Raw genomic sequence first — 24121 nt, 5'->3', positions numbered from 1 at the left:
ACGGGGGAAAGGCAGTCAAGAAATTGCAAAGCCATCGAAGCTTTGACACGACAGAGACAAGACGATGCTCATATCGATTACGGCTAGTGCCACGATCCCCGTCGTGCGCCCGACTCACTGCGTTCCCGAACTTGCTTATCAGATCCTTCGTCCGCGGGACGAATCGTCACGCAGCCTCGTCTAGTCCTCAAGCCAGCCATGACGATCAAGCTCGACGCGCACATGCCGTTCGCGCACCCAGTCTACATTCGACGTGTGGTGGACTGTCTCCATAGCCTAGGGATTCGACCTTCGGCCGTTCTTGCGAACGCTGGATTGAGTTGGCAAGACCTGTGTGACGGGCATCACATGGTGGACTTCCAAGTGTTCCGCCAGTTCGTCGAGCATGCCGTGAAGGCCAGCGGTGAGCCTGCCTTGGGGCTCACAGCAGGGTTGATGCTCCTGCCCTATCACACACCAGTTGGCATCGGTGCCGTGACCGCAGCCACATTGAAAGAGTGCCTTCAATTCACCACACGATATGCGCCCTTGATATTCAGAAGCCTGGAGTTCGAGTTGGACAGCACTCCTCAGTGGGGCATCGTCCGCGTGAAACCTTTGCGTCCCCTCTGCGACACACGAGTCTTCGTCACTCAATCCATTGTTGGAATCTTCAACCGTCTGCTTGAGGCCATTCTTGGCAGGCACGCCGATGAACTCAGTGTCGGCCTTCCCTACTCGCGCCCCCCTGGCAACGAAGAAGCCTGCCTTCGTTACATCCTGTCGGTGGAGTTCGACCAACAGTACTTGTCCTTCAGATTGCCCGCAGCTTTGCTTGACGCTCCGTCGATCTCGGCCAATCACGATGCGTTCGTTCGGGCAACCCAATCCTGCCAAAAGATGGAGCAGGAGTTAAAGCAAGGCGGTTTCGTAGAACGCGTGCGGCGAGCGTTGCTCGAAGGGTTGAACACCAATCCGGAGCTCGCAAAAGTCGCTACGGATCTCGGCGTTCCGACGCGCACGCTTGCACGTCGACTCTCGGAGGCTGGCGTGACCTATTCCGATCTGAAGGATGAACTTCGAAGGTCTCACGCCGCTTGGTACCTTCAGCATACCGAGCTCTCGATCGAGGCGATCGCCTCTCAGTTGGGCTATACCAACACCGCCATCTTCAGCCGCAAATTCAAGTGCTGGTACCGCATCGCTCCAAGCAAGATGCGCCAAAGCCTCCGCACTAGCTCGCATTGAGTCTCTTGGGCTGAAGAACAAGTTGGTCCCGAATGAGGCGGTCGCAGTAGATAGCGGCCATAGCCTCGCTTCCAATCCGTAGCCAGCGAGCAACCTTGCCGGGATGCCCCGATCGGCGCGTGCGTTGAGTGCGCATTCCGCCCTCTCTGTTCCAAGAATGCGTTGGACGTCGCGTGCTCGAACCTTGTCATCTCGACCATCTAATCCTCGCGTTGGGGCGTCAACTCGCTCAGGTCAAGCATCTCGCGCTGCAGATGAAGCAGCGTTGTTCGATGCCGCGAACGCAATGTCGCGATTCGACAACGAGTCCGCAAAACAGTTCGGTCTGTTCTGCTGCGGTACTGGCCGACTTTGCATGAATCGCCCAGACGAGAAAGAGCAGCACTGATGCAATCACTTCAACTTCTCAAAGGAAGTTGGCACGGGGATCAATGAAGCGCACAGCGCCATTGCAGCGATCCCTTCGCATCAAAACCTACCCTTAAATCATGGAGATCCTGCAATGAAAAAATCGCTAGTTGCCTTGGCCGCGATGGCTATGGCCGGCGCCGCCTCGGCCCAGTCGTCCGTCACGCTGGCGGGCGTGGTCGACGTTGGCGTCAGCAGCTATGAAAACAAGTCTGAGACGCCGCTTGGAGTGACCGCCAAGACGAGCAAGACTGCACTCACGCAAGGCGCCTGGGGTGCAAGTCGACTGATCTTCAGAGGTCAGGAAGATCTTGGCGGTGGATTGGGGGCGGCCTTCTACCTGGATGCGGCCATCTTCCCCGACGACGGCACCGTGGGCGGCAATGTCGCGAACTCAGGTTCAGCTGTCAGCGGCCTCTTCAATCGACGCTCGACCGTGAGTCTGCTGACCGCGTTCGGCGAGTTCCGGCTCGGTCGCGACTACACGCCCCAGTTCTGGAACGACAACGTCTTCGATCCTTTCTCTACCAGCGGCGTAGGTACCAACCTTATCTCGACCGCTAACGGCTACAGCAGCAACGGCGCGGCCGTGAATGGCTTCCAAGCCAACAACATGTACGTTCGCACCAGCAATTCGGTCGGCTACTTCTTGCCACCGGGCCTGGGGGGTCTGTACGGCCAAGTCATGTACGCGTTCAATGAACAGACGAGTTACGACCCGGGCAACCTCACGCCAAACGTTCCCAACAATTCTCGTGCCGGCACCTATGTCGGTGGCCGCTTCGGCTTCACTCGCGAGAAGTTCGACGTCGCTGCGTCCTATTCCAGCGCCACTTTGGCCGACAACTACTTCGCCGGTCTGACGACAAAGTTGGACACCTTCAACCTCGGCGGATCGTACGACTTTGACGTCGTCAAGATCATGGGCGAGTATTCCCGCGCCGAACTGAAGACCACGAGCAGTGGCCCCGTCCCGAACGGTAACTTCAACGGGCAGCCCACCGGCACCGGCTATCTGCTCGGCTTCACCATTCCCGTGGGACCGGGCCTCATCCGCGGTTCCTGGTCTCGCGTGACCATTGATCCGAATCGCGTGCTGCAATTCACTGACAACCCGCGCGCAGACAAGTGGGCATTGGGCTATGTCCACAATCTCTCCAAGCGTACGGCCCTGTACACGACCATTGCCCAGATCAACAACAAGAACGGCTACGACCTGGGTCTTGGAAACAGTCCTGCCTATGTGCTGGGCGGCACCTTCCAGGCCAAGACGTCCCGCGGCATTGACGTGGGTATTCGCACCTTCTTCTGATCCGGCTTAGGCCGGTTTCGTTGAAAGAGTCTCCCGACCACCCGGCGAAAGTCGGGTGGTCTTTTTTCCGCTCTACCAAGAGAGAGACAACGGCGTCAGAGGTTCGTTCGCCCCGGGTTTTTACTCATCCTGCAATTGCAAGATGAGGCACGGTGTTTGCGAACTGAACTTGAAATTGCAGGACAGGATGACACATGCAGCAGTACAGCCCATTCAGTCAACCGTGTGGAAAGATGCTCGATCTCAACGATCTCCGCATCTTTGCCTATGTCGCTACGCTGGACAGCCTCTCAACGGCCGCCAAAGCCCTGAGTATTCACAAGTCGAGCGTTAGCCGCAGCATCGTTCGCCTCGAAGTCGCGCTCAATGCAACTCTGCTTGATCGAACCACCCGCAAGGTTCAGTTGACCGGAAGGGGCATCGCATTGAAGGGGCATTGCATCGACATTCTGGCCCGCGTCGACGAGACCATTGCTCACGTCGCCCCTTTAGCGACTGAGATGCCTTCTCGATCCCGCATCCGAGTCGACCAGAGCGCCATCTCGACACACCGAATTCAGTAGGCCCTTCTGCGCGATTCCAGTCGCGGTCGGCGGTTTGAGTGCGGCGCCGGTGAGCACGAGATCCAAACCCGACGATGCGCCGCGCCTGTTCGCCCCGAGGACAACTACCCAACCTCTCTGCTCGCAGCGCGCACACGACGACGAACGGACGACGAGACCCTCACCTCCCAACCGGCACACGAATTGCCTGAATCGCCTCGAGCACGTCCTGCCGCAAGCAGGGGCGACGTCGAAGATAGTTCAATCAGAATCAGGAGACACCATGCACCCGACCATCGCGAAGTCATCGCATTCGACCATTTGCAAGCTCTGGCTTGCGTTCGTGTGGGCGGTGCTGCTACCCACCGCTGCACTCGCCCAGGACTTCTCCTCAAAGCCTATCCGCATCATGGTCGGCGCCCCGCCCGGCGGCGCGCTCGACCTTGTTGCTCGCCTTGTGAGCCCGGGGCTCTCCGAGATTCTCAAGACGCCCGTGGTGGTTGAGAACAAGGTGGGCGCGAGCGGACTGATCAACGACGATTACGTCGCCAAGTCGCCTCCCGACGGATTCACGCTGATGATCGGAGCGGGAACACCGGTTGTAGTCGCGCCATTGACGAATCAGGCGAAGTTCAATCCGGTCACCGATCTTGTCGCCATCAACCGGGTCGGCCTCACAGCTCAGACGATTGCCGTCAATCCAACGCACGGTATGAAGTCGCTCAAGGACCTGGTGGAGCGCGCTCGCAAGGGGCCAGTGACTTTGGCATCCAATGGCAATGGCGGCTTTCCACACCTGACCATCGAGCTCCTTACACAGGCCTCCAAGGCCAACATCGTGCACGTCCCTTACAAGGGCGCCGGACCTGCAATCAACGACGCGCTGGCCGGGCACGTGGACGGCATCGTCATGGACGTTTCGGCCTTGTACCCATACATCCAGCAGGACAAGCTGATTTCGCTGGCGGTTACCAGTGAGAAGCAAGACCAGTTCCTGCCGAAGGTGCCGACCGTAAGCGAGTTTCTGCCTGGCTTTGCTGTGATGAACTGGCAAGGGTTGTTTGCCCCTGCCAAAACACCCAAGCCCGTGATCGACGCGATCAACGCAGCGTTCGTCAAGGTGTTGGCTCGCGAGGACGTCAGCTCAATGCTCCTGAAAAATGCGATTGTTCCCGCTCCCATGGCAAGCCCGGAAGCCTTCCAGCAGTTCGTGACAAGTGAATACGATCGCTGGGGCAAGCTCGTCAGGGACAAAAATATCGTCGCCAAGGAATGATCCTTCGCCCTCCGCGGCGATGAGCGACCGCAACAGCGCATCTAGCGGGACGCGGCTGGCCAGGCTAGTGCCTCTCGCTCTCACGGCCTAGGCTCTCGCCGGCGCACGAAATCTTCCACGCGGCGCTTAGGCTGGCAATGGCGTGGCTATGACGGGCGCCTGAAGGAGTGATGTCTTTCCGACGCACTCTGTGTTTCCTGGTCCACACGAATGTTTCCATGGAGAACACTCAAGCCGGCCAACCGACGAAAACCGCTATCAAAGTGGCGCTCCAGCGTTTGGCATGCAGATTGCGGCGGAGCAAACATCACCATTCCGCTCGCTAGATGCAAGAAGGCAAGAACATGAAATGACCTCGCAGTAGAAGACGAAACTGATCGGCCTGAAGATCTTGCCAACGGCGCGTGCCGCATCAGACAGGTTGAAACCATCACATCCCGGCGGGACGCCGGGGGGCGCGTGGCATGAAGCCACCGCACCAGGCCCACACATGCTTGAGCGGGGCCTAGCATTGAATTTGGAGACTTATATGAAAGCGCTTGTTAAACATAGCCTTGCCATCGCTGCCATGGCCCTTCTTGGCGCTACGGCACCCGCCTTGGCTGCCGATGCATTCCCGACCAAGCCGGTCCGATTGATCGTCAGTTCGGCAGCCGGCGGCTTCCTGGACGTCAATGTTCGTCTGGTCGCGCGATACATGAGCGACAAGCTTGGCCAGCAGGTCGTCGTCGAGAACCGCCCGGGCGCTGGAGGGCTGCTCGCCTTCCGCTCCGTGAAGGCTTCGCCAGCCGACGGGTACACCCTACTGGCCGCGGGCAACACTGTCGCAATTCAGCAAGCCGTGAACCGCGAACCCGGCTACGACCTGGCGAAAGATTTCACGGGCGTCGGTCCGCTGACGCGCACGCCGTTCTTGCTGCTGACCGCCCCTAGCCAACCCGACAAGGACCTGGGTGCAATGATCACCCGCGCCAAGGCCAATCCCGCGAAGCTGGACTACGCATCAGCCGGCAACGGCAGCACCACCCACCTCGTGGCCGCGTACTTCGCACAAAAGGCCGGTCTGGACCTCACCCACGTTCCGTACAAGGGAAATTCCGCCGCCTGGCCTGACGTGATCTCCGGACGCGTCAGCATGATCTTCGAGCCGTGGGGAACCGCCGCGCCGATGATCCGCGAAGGCCGCATGAAGGCGCTGGGCGTAACGTCGACCAAGCGCCTCGAGGTGTTGCCCGCATTGCCGACCATCGCAGAGCAGGGCGTGCCCGGATACAGCTTCTACTTCTGGGTCGGCCTCATGGCTCCTGCGGGAACGCCGAAGGAAGTGGTCCAGAAGCTCTCCGACGCGTTGCGAAGCGCCGTCAACATGCCCGAAGTCAAGAACAGGTTCCGAGACGATGGCGCAGAGGCGATGCTGATGTCGCCTGACGAGTTCACGCACTTCCTCAAGGATGAGGCGACAGGCATGTCCAAGCTTGTGTCCGACCTCAAGCTCCCCAAGGAATAGCTCCCTTCCAGGCCAATCAGGTCGATCACCAACTCCTAACGAGATCACAACATGCTGGATCATTTGAGCGGCGAGAGCCGTCTATTCCCCATCTTCGGCGACCCGATCCGATACGTCCAATCGCCCAAGCGGCTGACGACGGGCTTCGCCGCCCGCGGACACAACGGCATCTGCATTCCCATGCAGGTGGCCGAAGCGGATCTGGAAGTCGCGATGCGCGCTTTCGCGCACACGTCCAACGTCGATGGCTTGCTGGTCACGATGCCTCACAAGTTCACGGCCTTCGCTTACTGCGCAACCAGTTCGGAAACCGCGAAGATGCTTGGAGTGGTGAGCGTGATTCGCCGCAATCCGGACGGCACGTGGCATGGCGACATGCTGGACGGCTACGCCTTCGTCAAGGCTCAGAAAGATGCTGGCGCCAAGCCGGAGGGGGCACGAGTCCTGTTGCTCGGCGCCGGCGGCGCCGGTAGCGCCATCGCCATCGCACTGATCGATGCCGGCGTGCGCGAGCTGATCATTCACGACACATCCGAGGAACGCACGAACAAGCTGGTGGAGCTGGTGTCAAAACTTGGCCGCGGGCGTGTTTTGGCCGGCCCCGCTGACCCAACTGGCTGCGATATGGTCTGCAATGCAACGCCCATGGGGATGGCCGACGGCGATCCACTGCCTGTCGCCTCGCATCTGCTCTCCAGTTCAATGTTTGTGGGCGATGTGATCGCCGGACACGGCGTGACTCCGTTCCTGGCTGCAGCGCAGGCAGCAGGCTGCAAGACGGCCGATGGTGACCAGATGGTCGAAGCGGTGCAGGACATCATGCTGGACTTCATGCTTCACAAGAACTGATACCGGGACACGTTGCAAACAAGAAGCGCGCCCTTTGGCGCGCTTCTTGTTTGCGACGTTCACATTGCAGCGCTTGGGCGAGCTGCGCGCATCTGCCGTCGCACGCAGCTCGCTTTACCGCGCAATCACTCGAGTCGAATCCCCGCCTGCTTGATCACCTTGTCCCAACGCGCAACATCGGCGCGCAAGAATTTTTCCAGCGCCTCGGGCGTTCCGGGGTCAAGTTCGAGACCCAAGTCGAGGAGCTTGGCTTCGACGGCCGGCGTCTTCATCGCATCCGTAATGGCTGCGTTGAGCTTGGCAACGATGGCCGGTGGCGTACCTGCCGGCGCCAGGAACGCGTACCACGGCCGCACATCGAACGCGGGGAACCCGCTCTCTGCCGCGGTGGGCACGTTAGGAAGCATGCGCGAGCGCTTGGGAGTTGTGACCGCCAAGGCGCGCAATTCGCCGGAATCGATGTGCGGCTTCGCAAAGGCCAGCCCAAGCGGAGCCATCGCGACGTCACCAGCTCGCATCCCCGCATAGGATTCCGAATCGCTCTTGTAGGGGATATGCGTGAGGTTGATCTGCGCCGCCTGCTTGAGCATCTCGGCCGTCAGGTGGATTGAGGTGCCGATGCCGGCCGACCCATAGTTGACCCCAGGATGCGCCTTCGCGTACGTCACGAACTCGGCAAGTGTCTTGTTCGGCGACGAGGCCGGAACGGTCACCACGTTCGGAATCACACCTACCAGCACGATGGGCGAGAAACTCTTGAGTGGATCCCAAGGCAGCTTCGCATAGAGGCTCGGGTTCGCTGTGTGCGACTGGCTCGCGATGAGGAGCGTGTAGCCATCCGCCGGCGCCCTCGCCACGAGGGAGGTGCCGATCGATCCCGCGGCACCCACACGGTTGTCGATGATGATCGGCTGACCCAGCGTATCGCGCAACCGATCGGAGAGGACCCGAGCGACGACGTCGGCCGTTCCACCCGCGGGAAATGGCGCCACGATCGTGATCGGACGGGTCGGATAGGACTGCGACTGTGCGTGAGCTGGTACGGCACCGCTCAGCGCGAGCATCGATATCGAAAGCAGTTGTCTGCGGTTTTTCACGGTCTCCTCTCGCTCCTGTCTTGATAGAGGCGCGGGTCTCTTTCCGCGCACGTGGAATGAAACCGATCCCTTGGTCACGAGGCCCAGGGGATCGGAGCCTTTAAGCTCCCTGCTTGGCAGGCCGCGCCGAACGCGCCCGCCTGCGCCAGTTCCCGAATGCGCGCGCTGTCATGCTCGAGCCATTCGGCGAGCACTTGATCGGTGTGTTCACCGACGCGCGGCGCGAGCACCGGATCGGCCAGCGGCGTGTCGGAGTAGCGGATTGGCAGGGCCACATTCGGCACCCAGCCGAGTTCGGGATGAGGTACGCGGGTTACGATCTCGCGATCGCGCGCTTCAGGCGAGCGGATTGCCTCGCCAACCGTGCGCAGTTCGCCGCAGGGCACTCCGGCTGAACGCATGCGAGCCTGCCAGTGGGACCATGGCTGCTTCTCGAAAGCGTCTTGAAGCAGCGCGAAGATCTTCTCTCGCCTTTCAACCCGATCCTTGTTGGTTGCATAGGCTGGATCAGCGGCCACATCGGGCAACTCGAGCACCTGGGTCATGAGTCGCTGGAAGATCTGCGTGTTGCCACTATTGATGAAGAAGGATCGGTCCTTCGCCCGGAACACGCCCGAGGGGCAGGTATCCGGGCTGGTATTGCCAGGACGACGCGGCTCGTTACCCGTGAAGATCTGCTGCAACGGCGCGTACCCAGTCATCAGGAAGGCGTTGTCGAAAAGTGCGACCTCGATGGCTTGGCCTTTTCCGGTCCGCCCACGAGCAACCAAGGCGCCAAGAATCGCGTTGCAGGCCATCATGGCCGTGCTGATGTCCATGACCGGTGCCAACGCGCGCACGCCTTCACGATCGGTGTACCCGTTCATCGAGACGAAGCCACTTTCGGCCTGGGCAATGGGATCGAAGCCGGATCGGTCCGCGAAGGCACCGGTGCGTCCATACGCCGAGACCGAACAGAAAATCAGCTTGGGGTTGCTTTCGCGCAGGGTGTTGTAGCCGAGACCAAGGCGCTCAATCACGCCCGTGGAGAAATTCTCGACCACCACGTCTGCCTTGGCTATGAGCTCGCGCGCGAGTGCAACGCCCTCGGGCGACTTGAGGTCCAGCGCGATGCTGCGCTTGTTGCGATTGGTCCAGATGAACGGAGCGCCGCCGCCGAACTCCGCAATCATCGGCGGGTACTGCCGAAAGTCATCCCCTTTGCCGGGCGATTCGACCTTGACAACCTCCGCGCCCATATCGGCCAGGATCATCGTGGCGAGTGGTCCGGCTATGAAGTGCGTGAAGTCGACTACACGGATACCTTGCAGGGCCAGTTCGGCGCCGGCGGGACGGGGGCGATACTCAGGGAAATCAGTTTCAAGTGGACTGGTCATGGTGTGTCGTCGAAGGTGTGGGAACGCAGGTCAACCTGGAAGCGCAAGTCGTATGCCAATAGGAAGCACGCTCATTTCCGAGCGAGCAAGCCATCTGCGGACCCGCAACTGTCCTCCAAGTGGCTCCAATCTGCGGGTCGGCCGATGCTGCGATGTGTTCGATAGGGACAGTTGTCTGCGTCTGTCGTCGCAGCGCACACTAGGATTGCTGCGTCAAGTCTTCTGCCGAAACGCGGCGTAGAGGTTGACGTAGCCATGCTCGATACGTTCCTTGGCACGTTTGACAGCCGCTTCGCGAGTCATCGGCGTGAATCCGTGACCCTCGACAAGGCGCTGCATGAAGGCCGCGCGCGCCGTCACCGCAATGGCATCGTGCAACGCGTGTTCGTCCCAACCCGCGGCGAACGCCGCATCCGCGTCGGCTTGCGTCATCTCTGAAGGCGTCAGCGTCAGTTTCCGCACGAAAGCCAGGAGCGGTTTCAAGCGCACGTCGGCCATCTCAGCGTCGGGATCTTCGAGAAGGCGTTCGATCAGCCCGTTCTCGATACCCCATGCGTAGGCCACCTCCGAATGCGCAACATGGACGAATTTGCAGCCCGCCACGGCAGCCGCATAGCCGAGGATCAGTTCACGCTCTCCCTGACTCAGCGGCGAAGGGCCATTCATCATGGCTTGGCTCATGGTCGACCACGGACCATAGAGCTCGGGATACTTGGTGAACACGGCAGGAGGACCGGCGTTCTCGGCAAGGGATTTGAAGAATGGCATCAAAGTTACCTTCAGGGCGTAGTTGGTAGGAGTAGATCTGCAGGGCCGTGCTCAGCTGCGCTCGGGAAATAGCCAAGAGAACTTCTCGCGGTAGTCCCGCTCGAACGCGTCCAGCTCAGCCTCGTGACGCAGCGTGAGACCTACGTCGTCCAGACCCTCGAGCAAACAGCGTTTGCGAAAAGCGTCAATACGAAAAGCGTATGTGGCACCGTCCGGGCCGGTCACGATCTGGGAGGGCAAGTCGACGCGTAGCACAGCCCCTGGGCGCTCATGCAATTGCTGGCGCAGTCTCGCGCACACGGCGATATCAACTTGCACCGGCAACAGGCCGCTCTTGAGGGCATTGACGTTGAAGATGTCGCCGAAATCGGCGGCGATCACGCAACGGATGCCGTAGTCAAGCAGCGCCCAAGGCGCTTGCTCGCGGCTCGAACCACCACCGAAGTTGCGGTCGCCGACCAGAATTCGAGCCTGGCGGTAGGGTGGCTGGTTGAGCACGAACTCCGGGTCTTCACTGCCATCCTGGCGAAAGCGCAGGTCGCGAAAGAGGAATTGGTCGTACCCCTCCGTGCGCGGTCGCCGCATAAAGCGCGCGGGGAGGATCTGATCGGTGTCGACATCAGGCTTGTCGAATGGCACCGCCACGTCTTCAAGAACGACAAAGGGTTCCATGTCAGATTGCGAGCTCCCGCACGTCCGTGATATGGCCAGTCAGCGCGGCCGCTGCTGCCATGGCCGGGCTGGCCAGGTGAGTGCGGCTACCGGCGCCTTGGCGACCGACGAAATTGCGGTTGGAAGTAGAAATGCAGCGCTTGCCAGGCGCCACTGTGTCGCCGTTCATCGCCACACACATGGAGCAGCCCGCTTCGCCCCACCTGAAACCGGCGTCCAGAAAGATTTGATCCAGCCCTTCGGCCTCTGCTGCGAGCTTGACCTGAGTCGAACCTGGGACCACGAGCGCCGGCACGACGACGCGCCGACCCTTGACGATGCTCGCTGCCGCCCGTAAGTCTTCGATACGCCCGTTGGCACAGGATCCGATGAAGACTTGATCGACCTGGATGTCGGTTAGCGCCATGCCGGGGGTGAGGCCCATGTACTCGAGCGTGCGCTTCATGGAAGCGCGTCGCTCCTTGTCCTCTTCGAGTTGTGGATCAGGCACGTGCGCATGAATCGGCAAGCCGTCGCTTGGGCTGTTGCCCCAAGTCACCATGGGAGCAAGCGTGCGGGCGTCTATTGCGACCTCACGGTCGAAAACAGCGTCGATATCCGATGGCAACGTGCGCCAGTACGCCAGTGCCTTCTCCCATGCTGCACCCTGAGGTGCGAACGGTCGGCCCTTCAGATAGGAATAGGTGGTTTCGTCCGGCGCAACCATGCCGGCACGCGCACCGGCTTCAATCGCCATATTGCACAGCGTCAGGCGCTCCTCGATCGACATCGCCCGCACAGTGGAACCGGCGTATTCGATCACATGGCCAGTCGCCCCGTTGGCCCCCAACAAGGCTGTGATGGCGAGCGTCAGGTCCTTGGCCGTGACCCCCACGGGCATTGCGTGCTCGATGGTGACTCTCATCGTCTTCGCTCGGCGCTGCCATGTCGCTTGGGTAGCGAGCACATGCAGGATATCGCTGGCCCCCATGCCGAACGCCAGCGCGCCAAGCGCGCCATGGGTAGAGGTGTGAGAGTCCCCGCAAACCAGCACCATCCCGGGCTGAGTGATGCCTTGCTCAGGACCGACGACGTGCGCGATGCCTTGTCGCGGATCGTCAAGAGCAAAGTGCACGATGCCAAATCTGCTGGTGTTCTGTCTCAGGAGTTCGACCACGCGGCGTTGCTCAGGATCGGAAATAGCCGCCAGATCGTGACTCCTGGATGAGACTCCGTGATCCGGCGATGCGAAGACCTGATCCGGACGACGTACCTGCAAGCCACGCTCCTGCAGGAAGGCGAATGCGTGGTTGGAACCGTCGTGCGCGAGATGCCGGGCAACATGCAGCAGTGACTGCCCGCCCTCCCCTTCGAGGATGACGTGGGCGTCCCAGATTTTCTGATAGAGGGTCTTGGGCATGGTGGTGGAAACGATCAACCTGCCGCTCAGTGTCGCGTGAGGACGGACACTGCAGTGTAGGCCGCGATGCGCGCGCCTGCAGTCGCCGATCCAGAAGGCAAATTCCTCATGCCGTCAAGCGCTGTGCCAGGTACGACTGCGTAGCCGGGCGCAAGCCCGGATGACGCCGGTATGGATTGGGCGTTCATGAATCTTCCTTCGAAACTTGGGCTACCCACAACAAGTGCAGCATTGGCGCAAGCCACGAACCCGATCCGTCGAACGCGGGTGTATTCCGGCAGACGCCATCAACATAGGGACCGCTCCGACGTCGTCATGGGCATCTCATTCAAAAAGAGGCCGTGCACGCCGGGCAGGCGGGCAACGGGCCTCGTGTGCGCCCTAGGATTCGCTGGCCTCTCGCTGGCGAACTTCTCGGAGTGTCTCGGTCATACCCGCCGGTACCACAAACGAATTGATCGAGAAGCCGCCGCAACAATTGATTGCCTGGCCCGTGATGAACGACGCCGCCGGCGAGGCAAGGAACACCGCCAGATCCGCCATCTCGCTGGGCAATCCGAGTCGCCCGAGCGGAATCTGGCGATGACGATCAGCCAGCACCTCGGGCTTGATCATCTTGCGAGCAAGCGGTGAGTCGATGGTGCCGGGAATCACGACATTGACCCGGATGTTGTCGACCGCCCATTCGAGAGCCATCTGCCGGCTCATCGTGATGAGCGCGGCCTTCGTCGGACCATAGGCCGATTTGCGGGCGTAGCCCACCACCCCCGCGAGAGAAGCCACGTGAACGATCGCAGGCGCGGGGCTCTTGCGCAGATAGGGCAGACACGCGCGCGCCAGCAATAGCGGGCCATGCACATTGGTCTGGAAGGCATTGGCCCAGTCGGCCATGTCGACTTCCTCCAGTAGTGCGTTCTGGCTCCAGGTCGCGGCATTGATCAGGACATCGAGCCGCCCATAGGCTTCTACCGTCGCCTTCACCGCGCGATCGATGTCCTGAGGGTTCGACACATCCATGGCAATCGCGATGGCCTTGCCGCCGTTCGCTACAACTTCGGAGGCCACCCGCTCGGCATTCTCGCCGCGCAAGTCGGCAACGACCACCAGGCCGCCATTGGCCGCGAAAGTCCGTGCGCATGCGGCGCCCATACCACTGCCGCCTCCGACGATGAGAGCGGCGAAGCCTTCGATCGTCGACCTTCTCATCCAGTCTGACGGTCGCGTGTCGATCGGTGCAGTGGGCTGGGTCGTCTCTGTCATGTGTTCACTCCTTGTTGATGCAAGCTTGCGCGGCGAAGGCCGAGGGTCTCTCCTACTCGGCCGAGACGTCGAGCTTGACCTGGTGTCCGACCTTGCCGTCCTGGATGTAGTTGAAGCCCACAGGGAAGGAAAATTCCTGATTGATCCCGTACTGGGCCTTGCCCCGCCATCCGGCCTTGCCCAGGTAACGCGATTCGGGGGTCATCTTGCGCAACTCCGCGGCAATCTTTTCCCCATCCTGATCGGTTCCTGCGAGCGAGATCGCCTTGAGCATGGTCTCGGCGGCCATCTGCGCATTGAAAACAAGGGCGTTGTCGGGAACGGGCCCCTTCATGAGGCGCTCATAGTCGGCCGTGAGCTTCTTGATTGCCGGATCCTCGGTGGGAACATGGTCGAACCAGTAAAAGTTCTTGACCTTCTCAATACCACCCGAATTCTTGATGACAACGTCACCGCCCGCGCCAAGTCGTGCGAACACGCCTGGGAAACCAGCTTCAAGCAACTGCTTGATTAGGATGCCTGCCTCGCCCGGCGGCATGGTGGTCACGTCGACCGCATCGACGTTCATGCTCATGATCCGGGTGGCAATGGGGCCAAAATTGGTCGTGCCGCGCTGATACCACTCCGTTCCGGTCTTCACGCCAGTGTCGTTGTATATCTTCGCCAATTGACTGCCCGCGTCGGTGCCTCCCTGATCATTGGGTCCAAGCACGACGGCGGACTTCAGCTTGAAGCGGTCCTTGGCCGTCTTCACAACCAAGGGACCCCACGCTGGAGGCGACTGGATCTTGTGGAAGGCCAACGGGAAGTCAGGCCCGATCACGTCCTTGGCGAAGCCAGTGGCGAAATTGACCTGGTTGTTGCGCTTACTCACCGGCTTGAAGCCGGTGATTTCGGTAGAAAGCACAGGACCGTTGATCGCGAAAACCTTTTCGCTCGCGAAATAGTTCGATGCCGCGGCACCGCCGGCCACGGTCGACAGGCCGTCAACGGCAACGACCTTCACCTTGCACTTGCGGTTTCCGACCTGCACGCCGCCGTTGGCGTTGACCCACGCCGCTTCGAATTCGACACCGGCCTTCTCCGACAGGCCCCAGCTGGCGCCCCCGCCTGTCATCGGGCCCACTGTGCCAAGCTTGACTTCGCAGTCCTGAGCCAGCACGGGCACGCTGCCAAGGCACAAGCCCAACAGCAGAGTGGCTGTCGCGGCGGCTCGCGCCTTCTTCCTGTTCATGAAATTCACTGTCATTTGGATGCCTCCATATCGTTGGTTAATAGAACTTCAAAATCTTTTCCGCTACGACTTCAGGCATAGGCCGGACTCGGGTGCGACCGGGCCGACCGCCAGAGCGGCATGACGGCGCTTACAGCCGCATGAGGACGGACTTGGTCTGGGTGTAGGCTTCGATGGACTCGGCCCCCATCTCGCGACCCCAGCCTGATTGCTTGTAGCCACCCTGCGACATCGCGACGTCGCCCTCGGCGTAGGTGTTAATCCACACGCGACCCGACTTCAAGGCACGCGCCACTCGGTGCGCACGGCTCACGTCGCGCGTCCACACCGCGGCGGCCAGCCCGTATTCCGTATCGTTGCCTTTCAACACGGCGTCGGCCTCATCCTTGAACGGAATGATGGACAGCACCGGGCCAAAAATTTCCTCCTGTGCGATCCGCATCCCGTTGCCCACGGCGCTGAACACCGTCGGCTCGACGAAGTAACCCACCTTGCCAACCCGCGACCCGCCCATCGACAGGTGTGCGCCGTCTTCCTTGCCAGCGTCGACGTAGGAAAGGACTCGCTCCATCTGGCGTTGCGAGATCAGAGGTCCGAGTTCCGTATCCGCATCGAATGGCGAGCCCACCTTGTACGTCGCCGCGATGCGTGTGATCTGCTCGGTGGCCTGCTCGTGCAGGCTCTCATGCACGAACAAACGCGTTCCCGCGGAGCAGATCTGGCCAGAGTTTCGGCAGAAGGTCATCGCCGCCGCCTTGAACGCCACCTCCAGGTTCGCGTCCGGGAAGATGATGTTGGGCGACTTGCCACCCAGTTCGAGCGTCACCTTCTTCATGTTTCCCGCCGAAGCCTGCAGGATGTGTCGCCCCACCATCGTCGAGCCCGTGAACGCGATCTTGTCGATACCCGGATGAGCCGACATTGCACCGCCCGCGGTCGCCCCGTACCCTGGCAACACGTTCAGCACGCCCGGCGGCAGGCCCACCTCCTCGATCAGTTCCGCCAGCCTCAGCGTCGACAGCGGGGTCTGCTCGGCCGGCTTCAGGATTGCCGTGTTACCGCAAGCAAGCGCCGGCGCAATCTTCATCCCTGCCATGACGAGCGGGACGTTCCAGGCATTGATCAGCGCACATACGCCCATCGGCTCGCGAAGCATGTACAAGAAGCGCGAATCGTCCGTCGGATTTGTCGTCCCGTGGATCTTTGTGGGCCAACCGGCGTAGTAGCGGAAGATCTCGGCCACCTGTGTCGCGCGAGCACGCGTCGCAGACAGCGGAGCGCCGTTGTCGAGGGTCTCAAGCACCGCCAGTTCCTCGGCGTGCGCATCCACCGCATCGGCGATCTTCATCAGCAGACGTGAGCGCGCTGCCGGCGACATGGCGCTCCACGACCGCGCCTCGAATGCCCGCCGAGCCGCCCCCACCGCCGCATCCACGTCCGCGGTGTCAGCTTCTGCAACCAGCGCAAGACGCTCCTCGGTCGCGGGATTGATCGTCTCGAAGGTCTTGCCCGAGACCGCGGGCACCCACTTGCCATCAATCAGCAACCCCTTCGGGCCAGTACCCAGCCACTCCAGCGCCCGCTGGTGGCCAGAAGTGGAGGTGGAAGAGGTTGTCGGGGTCTTGGTCGAGGTCATGAGGCTTCCTTCGGATTCGAGTCCACATACACAGCAATTGCAGTGCCAGTCGTGGCGCCCGCAAAAGCCAAGCGAAAACAACGGCGGCGCACGTTCCCCATGACTTCGCCGACGCCAGCCGGGCACGGGGCCAGACACTTTTGTCCTCAGCAAGGACACACCACCGCAGAGACGCATGTGGGGCCGATGGCACGGCTGTTGCTCAACCATCGGGGATTGCCGCCACGCATCGAGGCGAGCGATCAAGACCGTATCAATGAGACATGACGGAGACAACCATGACACCACACCTCCTTTCTGCAGGACGGCGCAGTTCGCGCGCTGACGGCAGAAAGTCCAGTTCAATGCGACCCGCGTCGGCGTCGACTGATTTCACCTTCCGAACCCTCTAGGCGAATCCCCATGGAAAGCATCGTCTCTACGGGCGTGATCGGCGTCACCCTCGGTACGCAGTACGCCCTGATCAGCATCGGCTTCACGCTCATCTTCGGCATCATGGGCGTCGTCAATTTCGCACATGGTGGCTTCTACATCCTGGGCGGCTACTTCGCATTCACCTTGTCGCACTCGCTCGGCCTTCCCTATGTCCCCGCCGTCCTGCTCGCGACGCTCGCAACCGGTGTGCTCGGCTACGTGATCGAGACCATTTTTGTCGAGAAGTACGTGGTGGATCACCTGGCCACGATGCTGATCACCCTCGGCATCTACCAGATCATGACCACCGGCGTGACGATGGTCTATGGCGCTGAACCTGTCGACTTCAAGTTCCCCATCTCGGGATCGCTGCGCGGAGGCGGATACTACGTTCCGTATGCAAACCTGATCGTCTTCGCGGTTTGCGCCGCAGCCATTGGGGCGGTGTACTACCTGGTGTTCAAGACACGCTATGGCATCGCCCTTCGCGCCATGGCAGACGACGGTCCCGTGGCGAAGGCACAAGGCATCACGCCAGCCCGAATGTTCCCCATGGCATTCGCGATCGCTACAGCCCTCGCCGGCCTCACCGGTGCGCTGGTGACGCCAATGCTCTCTCTCGAACCCACCAGTGGCGAAGGTGTCCTGGGCAAGGCGTTCGTCATCGTCATTCTGGGCGGGCTCGGCAGCGTGACCGGGGCCGTGCTTGCAGCATTCATCGTGGGCTTGGTTGAAGCCTATACCAGTGTTTACTTCGGCGGCTCGCTCGGCGCGCTCGCACTCTTCATTCTCGTGATGTTGATCCTGCTCGTTCGCCCACAGGGCCTGCTGGGCACGGTCGCGCGAAAGGCCTGACATGACCTCGAATCGTCATCGTGATTTCAAGCTTGATCTCTGCGGTATCGCTCTGTTGCTTCCGCTCCTCGTTGTACCGCTGGTCACTCACGAGCCCTTCTACAACTCCCTTGCATACCAGGCTGCCATCGGCGTAAGCGCCGCCATGGCCGTCTATGTGATGCTGCGAATGGGTTTGCTGTCGTTCACTGTGCCCGCATTCATGGCCATCGGCGGCTACTCGGCCGCAATGTTCGCGAAGGCGGGGATGAATGAACTGCTTCTGCTGATGGGAGTCGCGTTCGTCGTACCCGCGCTGTTCGCCATTCCACTCGGCGCATTGGTGCTTCGTCTCAAGGGCATCTACTTCATTTTCGTGACGTTCCTGTTCAACGAGATTCTGCAACTCGTTCTCTTCGAGACCCCCACCCTCACAGGGGGCTCCGATGGCATCTCCGCGGTTCCGGCGGCGAGCCTGTTTGGAACGAGCCTCTCGTCGCCGTCGATGCTTGTCATCGTGACCGTCTCGATCTGCATCGTGGCCTCCATCTGCACGCTGCTCGTGACCCAGCGCTTCCGGGCTGAGTTCACCTCCATCGAAGAAAACGAAACGCTCGCGGAGAGTCTCGGCGTCGCCATCTGGAAGTACCGCACCATTGGCTTCGTTGCATCAGCAGGCATCTCCGGACTGGCCGGCTTCGCGCTCGTGAACATGCTGTCGACCGCCCATCCAAGCTCGTTCGCCTCATGGTCCGTCAACAGCTATATCGCCTATGCGTTCGTCGGCGGGCGGGGCACCATGCTCGGCATGGTCGTAGGGAGCTTTCTGCTCATCTTCATGACCAATATCTTCAGCAGCTACGCGAACCTCTCGGCAGGCCTCTACGGCGTGCTGCTGCTGGTGGTCATGATGGGCGCTCCCAACGGCCTGGTCGGCCTGTTCCTGAAGTTCAGCGAGCGTCGCAAGGCCCCCATCCAACCCACGATCAACCCCATTGTCAAGGAGGGCCACGCATGAGCTCGGTACTTGCTCCCTCCCCCGCACCCGCGCGCAGTGAGTCGCAGAAGTTGCGTGTGGACGCTGTGACGAAGCAGTTTGGCGGCCTGAAGGTCTTCGACAACATCTCCTTCGAGGTGGAACAAGGAGGCGTGCTGGGGGTGATCGGTCCCAACGGTGCCGGCAAGACCACGCTGATCAACGTGATCTGCGGCATGCTGCCGCCAACCGCAGGTCGCATCTTCCTGGGAGATCGCAACATCACCGGCATGCCGTTTCATTCGGTAGCGCGCCTGGGTGTCGCTCGCAGCTTCCAGCAGACGAACACCTTTCGCAGCGTCTGCGTTGAGGAGAACCTCTTTCGCGCAGAGCGCTTCGGGGCGGTTCACGGAGGGGATGACCTCGGCATCGATGCCCTCCTCGACGAATTTGGTCTTTCCTCCCATCTGCACGAGCCGAGCGACAAGCTGCCATACGGACTGCAAAAAATGCTGGGCCTGGTCATGGCACTGTCCGCACGCCCGCGCTTTCTTCTCCTCGATGAGCCTGCCGCGGGGCTGGAGCGGCGGGAGCGTACGCAGGTCGATCGCTTCATCGAGCATGCTCGCACGAAGCTCGGTTGCGGCGTGCTGATCGTTGAACACGACATGGATCTGGTAAAGCGCCTGTGCCCCCGTATCCTGGTGCTTGAGGCTGGCCGGCTGCTGGCTGATGGGCCGCCCACCGAAGTCCTGTCCCGCCGCGAAGTAATCGACGCCTATCTGGGCGCCAGCGAGGAATGAACATGCTCACCATTGAGAATCTCTGTGTCCGCTACGGCGGGATTGAGGCGCTGAACAAGGTCTCCATCGAAGTGCGGCAAGGCGAATCCGTCCTGCTCGTCGGATCGAACGGGGCCGGCAAGTCCAGTCTGATCAATGCAGTGGTTGGTCTCGTGCCGACGGCCTCAGGACGAATCGTGTTCGATGGCAAGGATCTGGCCGGCACCTCATGCCCAGCGCGTGCGCGCCTGGGAATTGGCTACTCGCCCGAAGGACGCCGTGTCTTCCGTTCGCTGACCGTGACCGAGAACGTGCTCTCGGGAACACTCGGCACGCCGATGGCAGAAGCCAAGGCCAACCTCGACTGGATCCAGAACACGTTTCCCCTGCTGCGAGAGCGCGGCGACCAGCCGGCCAACCAATTGAGCGGCGGCCAGCAGCAGATCGTGGCCATTGCTCGTGCAGTAAGCACCATGCCCAAGCTGCTCCTTCTGGACGAGCCGTTCCTCGGATTGGCGCCCGTGTGGATCGGGCACATCAGCGCGGCCATTCGTGAACTGCAACGCCGAGGCACCACAATCCTCATGACCGAGCAGATGGCGAGGCCTGCGCTGAAGCTGGTCGACCGCGCCTATGTGATTCGCGGTGGCGAAGTTCGCCGCAGCGGTACCGTGGACGAGATCCGGGATGTCGCGCTCGCCGAGGAGTACCTCTGAGAACGATCGCCGTGGGGCGTGCAGAATCCGTCATTGCCGTGCCCGACCTGAATCCATGAAGATCGCTCCTGCCACCCATCCACAGTTGTTCGCGGGCCGGGACGAGCCAATCCTTGACCCGGACCTCCCGATCATCGATTCGCACCATCATCTCTTCGACCGGCCGACGCAGCGGTACCTGCTTGACGACTATCTCGAGGATGCCTCGGCTGGGCATCGGATCGTCGCCAGCGTATATCTGGAGACCTTGGCCTTTGCACGAACCGAGGGGCCTGAAGTACTTCGACCGCTGGGCGAGATCGAATTCGCGAATGGCGTTGGCGCGATGTGCGCGAGCGGCCGGTATGGCGAAATTCGCGTCTGCGCCGCAATTGTTGGTCACGCCGACCTGCGGCAGGGCGACGCGGTCGCGGAGTTGCTCGACCGCGCGCTGCAGACAGCGCCCGAGCGCCTGCGTGGTTTTCGCCAGGTCACGCTCGAAGATCCAACCGACGCTCCCTACCGCTTCATCCCGGTTCGCCCACCGAGCGGCGTGATGCAAAGTCCCGGCTTCCGACCTGCCTTCAGGCACCTGGTCAGTCGCGGCCTGAGCTTCGATGCAGCCGTGTTCCATCATCAACTGCAGGATGTGATCGACCTGGCGGATGCCTTTCCCGAAGCGACGATCGTGGTCAATCATTGCGGCCATGCAATGGCGATGGAACTGGGTGAAGAGGAAACCGCGGAAGTCTTCCGCCGGCACCGGGTCTTGATGTTCGAGCTGGCACGCCGGCCAGGGGTCTACTGCAAGGTCGGTGGCCTGGGCATGCCGTTCTGGGGTTTTAGGCTTGAGGAACGCAAGGACCAGATTGGCTATCAAGAGCTCGCAACCATTTGGCGTCCGTTCGTTGAGACCGCGATCGAGGCCTTTGGAGCCGAACGCTGCATGATGGAGAGCAACTACCCGCCAGATGGACGTTCTGCTGGCTTCGTTCCGGCGTGGAACGCCTTGAAGCACATCGTGCGCGGTGCCTCGGCGGAGGACAAGGCAGCCCTCTTCCATGGCACAGCCGCGAAGGTGTACCGCATCCAGTTGCCTGCGCATGCCGCATGAACAACTGCCGCTGACGTGTCGTTCGAGCGGACAAGAATGTCTTCCGATCGGGCGTTACCTTGGCAATCGAGCCCTTGCGGGGGCTTGCTGAAGGAATCTGCACAGGCGCGCTTATTGCACCTGAGGTAGGAATTGAAACGCTGAATGATCAGGCCGGCATGCACAGGCAAGCGCATGCTTCCTGATTGCGGCCCGTATGTACAAGCGAGGGAAACTTGCAAAAATATGACTACATCATCATCGGAGCCGGCTCCGCTGGCTGCGCCGTCGCTCGACGCCTTTCCGATGACCCTGCGGTGAGAGTGCTGCTTCTGGAGGCGGGCCCGCCGGCGAATGAATTCTGGATTCGCACGCCGGCCGGCATGGCAAAGCTCTTCAAGAACAAGCGCTACAACTGGGGGTACTTCACCGAGCCAGTTCCGACGTTGCACGACCGCCGCGTGTACTTCCCACGGGGCAAGGCGCTGGGTGGAAGCGGCGCGATCAACGGGATGGTGTACGTGCGCGGCAATTCCCGCGACTTTGACCAGTGGCGCGATCTGGGGAATCAGGGCTGGGGTTGGGACGATGTTCTTCCCTACTTCAAACGCCTCGAAAATTACGGCGCGCTCGCAAGCCCATTGCTCGGCAACAATGGCCCGCTTACGGTGTCCGAGCCGGTCGTCAAGCATCCGACCGCAGTCGACTTCATCGAAGCTGCCCGACGTATCGGAGTGCCCCACGTGGAAATGCCGAACGGCACAGAGCCGGAATCCGTGGGCTTCCTGCCCGCGAGCATCCGCGACGGTATTCGGCAGTCCGCCTACGATTCCTATATCGCGCCCGTGCGCAGCCGCCCCAATCTCGTTGTCGAATCGGACGTGCACGTTCGGCGAGTGATCCTGGAGAACGGCCAAGCCACTGGCGTGGAAGTCTTGCAGGGGGGCCAGGTCCGCACTATTGGCGCGGGCCGGGAAGTCGTGATTTCGGCCGGCGCGCTCAACTCGCCCCAGGTCCTGATGCTCTCCGGCATCGGTGATGGGGAAGCGCTGCATGCGCACGCCATTGAAACCCTCGTCGACCTGCCGGGCGTCGGCAAGAATCTGCAGGATCATTTCGTTGCCCGTGTGCAGGCGAGATCAACACCGGAGAGCTCTTACAACCGAGCCCTGGCCGGCTGGCGAAAGTACGCTGAAGGAGCTCGCTATGTAGCGACGAAGAGCGGCTACCTTGCCCTGGCCTCTTCGATGGCCGCCGCCTTCGTCAGGAGTTCTCCTGAGGCCGAGTACGCCGATCTCGAGATCAGCTTCCGACCGATGACTTTCACCCACCACCCCAACGGCAAGGTCGATATTGACGACATCGATGCCGTCAGCGCGTCGGTCTACAACACCCGTCCTGCTTCCCGTGGCGAGGTGAGGCTTCGTTCGCGCGACCCCCTGGAAGCGCCCGCGTTCGTACCCAACTTCCTCGCTGAGCCGGCCGACGTGCGGGCGATGATCTCAGGACTGCGCAAGATCCGCGCAATCCTTGCCTCCCAGCCGCTTGCTGCCCGCGTCCTCGAGGAGTTGACACCAGGCCCTGCCGCGGACACGGATGACCAACTTCTGGACTATCTCCGGCGCGAAGGAAACTGCGCCTTCCATCCGGCCGGGTCCTGCAAGATGGGCAACGACCCGATGGCTGTCGTGGACGAACGCTTGCGCGTGCGCGGTGTGAAGCGACTGCGCGTGGCGGACGCGTCGATCATGCCGACCGTCACCGCCGGCAATACGAATGCGCCGTCCATCATGATCGGGGAGAAGGCCGCAGACCTGATTCGCGCTGATGCGAAGAAGATTTGAGTGATGGGAGTTCCGCGATCCGGCCGGCCGAAGAACGTTCAGTTGAACGGCGGCATGGCCGGGGTCGAATCGGATGCTCTTCGCCTGACCGCACCGATTCGGCGGGAGATGCGATCAGGCGTGCTGCAGCCCCTCAGCGCATGATGAAGCCGCCGTCCACCGAGATCGATTGCCCACTCACGTAGCTCGAAGCTTCGCTGCAGAGGAAAAGCACCATGTCCGCGATCTCCTCGGGCCGCCCATAGCGCCCCATGGGCACAGCGTTGAGCAACGCATTCAACGCATCGGCCTGGCCGGATGCGACCATCTGGTCGGCCATCGGAGTCCAGATCAATCCCGGACAGATGGCGTTGATGCGAATGCCCCGTGCTGCGTACTCGAGCGCCGCGCTCTTGGTCAGCCCCAGCACGCCGTGCTTGGCGGCATGATAGGTGCCACGCTCCGCGCCACCGACGAGTCCTCCGAGAGAGGAACAATTCACAATGGATCCACTGCCCTGCTTTCGCATCTGTTGAAGCTCAAACTTCATGCAGTTCCAGACTCCGCGCAAGTTGATGGACATCACGCGATCAAAGTCTTCTCGCGTTGCGTCAGCCGTCTCGGCCAGCACGTTCTGGACGCCGGCATTGTTGTAGGCGGCGTCGAGCCGGCCAAAGCGCTCCACGGTTCGCTCGACCATCTCTTTCACCGCGGCCTCGTCCGACACGTCACATCGAATGCCGAGAGCGCTGTGGCCCTCTTTCGCCAACTGATCGGCCGCGGACAGCACCGACGCTTCGTCCCAATCTGCGAGTACCACGGCCGCTCCGGATTGCGCAAACGCACGCGCGGCCGCAAGGCCCAAACCAGATCCAGCCCCAGTGACAAGTGCCACCTTGTTTTCAAACGAAATATTCATGATTGATCCCACGCCAACTGCG

At 61.3% G+C, this 24121-nt stretch carries 21 protein-coding genes; 12 read left to right on the top strand and 9 right to left on the bottom strand.

The window, feature by feature from the left end; translation table 11 throughout:
• Positions 1–198: 198 nt before the first annotated feature.
• The 6 genes from FHW64_RS27280 (at position 199) to FHW64_RS27255 (ending at position 7121) form a co-directional block, all read left to right on the top strand.
• The gene (locus FHW64_RS27280; protein WP_184531359.1) at positions 199–1227 is read left to right on the top strand and encodes an AraC family transcriptional regulator; all 1029 of its coding nucleotides are present in this window, start codon (positions 199–201) and stop codon (positions 1225–1227) included.
• A gap of 502 nt (positions 1228–1729) precedes the next feature.
• Positions 1730–2947: a porin gene (locus FHW64_RS27275; protein ID WP_184531358.1), complete on the top strand. Its 1218-nt coding sequence runs from the start codon at positions 1730–1732 to the stop codon at positions 2945–2947.
• A gap of 194 nt (positions 2948–3141) precedes the next feature.
• Positions 3142–3510: a LysR family transcriptional regulator gene (locus FHW64_RS27270; protein WP_184531357.1), complete on the top strand. Its 369-nt coding sequence runs from the start codon at positions 3142–3144 to the stop codon at positions 3508–3510.
• 262 nt (positions 3511–3772) lie between these two features.
• The gene (locus tag FHW64_RS27265; protein ID WP_184531356.1) at positions 3773–4765 is read left to right on the top strand and encodes a tripartite tricarboxylate transporter substrate binding protein; all 993 of its coding nucleotides are present in this window, start codon (positions 3773–3775) and stop codon (positions 4763–4765) included.
• A gap of 529 nt (positions 4766–5294) precedes the next feature.
• Positions 5295–6272 carry a tripartite tricarboxylate transporter substrate binding protein gene (locus tag FHW64_RS27260; RefSeq protein ID WP_184531355.1) on the top strand — a complete coding sequence of 326 codons (978 nt, stop codon included), beginning with the start codon at positions 5295–5297 and terminating at the stop codon, positions 6270–6272.
• Between the two features lie 51 nt (positions 6273–6323).
• A complete protein-coding gene (locus tag FHW64_RS27255; protein WP_184531354.1) occupies positions 6324–7121 on the top strand; it encodes a shikimate dehydrogenase in 798 nt (265 codons plus the stop codon).
• Positions 7122–7246: 125 nt separating this feature from the next.
• Here FHW64_RS27255 and FHW64_RS27250 read toward each other — a convergent pair whose 3' ends face one another.
• From FHW64_RS27250 to FHW64_RS27215, 8 genes are all read right to left on the bottom strand, one after another.
• Positions 7247–8218 carry a tripartite tricarboxylate transporter substrate binding protein gene (locus FHW64_RS27250; RefSeq protein WP_184531353.1) on the bottom strand — a complete coding sequence of 324 codons (972 nt, stop codon included), beginning with the start codon at positions 8216–8218 and terminating at the stop codon, positions 7247–7249.
• A gap of 74 nt (positions 8219–8292) precedes the next feature.
• The gene (locus FHW64_RS27245; protein WP_184531352.1) at positions 8293–9594 is read right to left on the bottom strand and encodes a CaiB/BaiF CoA-transferase family protein; all 1302 of its coding nucleotides are present in this window, start codon (positions 9592–9594) and stop codon (positions 8293–8295) included.
• Between the two features lie 213 nt (positions 9595–9807).
• Positions 9808–10362: a carboxymuconolactone decarboxylase family protein gene (locus tag FHW64_RS27240; RefSeq protein WP_184531351.1), complete on the bottom strand. Its 555-nt coding sequence runs from the start codon at positions 10360–10362 to the stop codon at positions 9808–9810.
• A 51-nt stretch (positions 10363–10413) separates the two neighbouring features.
• Positions 10414–11034: a 3-isopropylmalate dehydratase small subunit gene (gene leuD, locus FHW64_RS27235; protein WP_184531350.1), complete on the bottom strand. Its 621-nt coding sequence runs from the start codon at positions 11032–11034 to the stop codon at positions 10414–10416.
• A 1-nt stretch (position 11035) separates the two neighbouring features.
• On the bottom strand, positions 11036–12433 hold the full coding sequence (leuC, locus tag FHW64_RS27230) for a 3-isopropylmalate dehydratase large subunit (protein ID WP_184531523.1): 1398 nt from the start codon (positions 12431–12433) through the stop codon (positions 11036–11038).
• Between the two features lie 381 nt (positions 12434–12814).
• Complete coding sequence (locus FHW64_RS27225; RefSeq protein ID WP_184531349.1) at positions 12815–13693, bottom strand: SDR family NAD(P)-dependent oxidoreductase; 879 nt, start codon at positions 13691–13693, stop codon at positions 12815–12817.
• 52 nt (positions 13694–13745) lie between these two features.
• Positions 13746–14942 (bottom strand): ABC transporter substrate-binding protein, encoded by a 1197-nt coding sequence (locus FHW64_RS27220; protein ID WP_184531348.1) that lies wholly within the window; start codon positions 14940–14942, stop codon positions 13746–13748.
• A gap of 115 nt (positions 14943–15057) precedes the next feature.
• A complete protein-coding gene (locus FHW64_RS27215; protein ID WP_184531347.1) occupies positions 15058–16563 on the bottom strand; it encodes an aldehyde dehydrogenase family protein in 1506 nt (501 codons plus the stop codon).
• 402 nt (positions 16564–16965) lie between these two features.
• Here FHW64_RS27215 and FHW64_RS27210 point away from each other — a divergent pair, with 402 nt between their 5' ends.
• The 6 genes from FHW64_RS27210 to FHW64_RS27185 all read left to right on the top strand — a co-directional run bounded on the left by FHW64_RS27210 (position 16966) and on the right by FHW64_RS27185 (position 23201).
• The gene (locus FHW64_RS27210; protein WP_184531346.1) at positions 16966–17832 is read left to right on the top strand and encodes a branched-chain amino acid ABC transporter permease; all 867 of its coding nucleotides are present in this window, start codon (positions 16966–16968) and stop codon (positions 17830–17832) included.
• A 1-nt stretch (position 17833) separates the two neighbouring features.
• A complete protein-coding gene (locus FHW64_RS27205; protein WP_184531345.1) occupies positions 17834–18829 on the top strand; it encodes a branched-chain amino acid ABC transporter permease in 996 nt (331 codons plus the stop codon).
• A gap of 56 nt (positions 18830–18885) precedes the next feature.
• Positions 18886–19590 (top strand): ABC transporter ATP-binding protein, encoded by a 705-nt coding sequence (locus FHW64_RS27200; RefSeq protein WP_311733374.1) that lies wholly within the window; start codon positions 18886–18888, stop codon positions 19588–19590.
• Positions 19591–19592: 2 nt separating this feature from the next.
• Complete coding sequence (locus FHW64_RS27195) at positions 19593–20285, top strand: ABC transporter ATP-binding protein (protein WP_184531343.1); 693 nt, start codon at positions 19593–19595, stop codon at positions 20283–20285.
• On the top strand, positions 20257–21378 hold the full coding sequence (locus tag FHW64_RS27190) for an amidohydrolase (protein ID WP_260306390.1): 1122 nt from the start codon (positions 20257–20259) through the stop codon (positions 21376–21378). The genes FHW64_RS27195 and FHW64_RS27190 overlap by 29 nt, the downstream gene beginning before the upstream one ends.
• Positions 21379–21593: 215 nt before the next feature.
• Positions 21594–23201, top strand: coding sequence for a GMC family oxidoreductase (locus FHW64_RS27185; protein WP_184531342.1), 1608 nt, complete (start codon positions 21594–21596; stop codon positions 23199–23201).
• A gap of 133 nt (positions 23202–23334) precedes the next feature.
• Here the strand turns inward: FHW64_RS27185 and FHW64_RS27180 are convergent, their stop codons facing one another.
• Entirely contained in the window at positions 23335–24099 is a 765-nt protein-coding gene (locus FHW64_RS27180; protein ID WP_184531521.1) for an SDR family NAD(P)-dependent oxidoreductase, read from the bottom strand.
• Positions 24100–24121: the final 22 nt, after the last annotated feature.

The sequence above is a fragment of the Variovorax sp. Sphag1AA genome, assembly GCF_014192575.1.
Classification (GTDB): Bacteria; Pseudomonadota; Gammaproteobacteria; order Burkholderiales; family Burkholderiaceae_C; genus Variovorax.
This window is presented reverse-complemented; position numbering and strand designations above follow the sequence as displayed.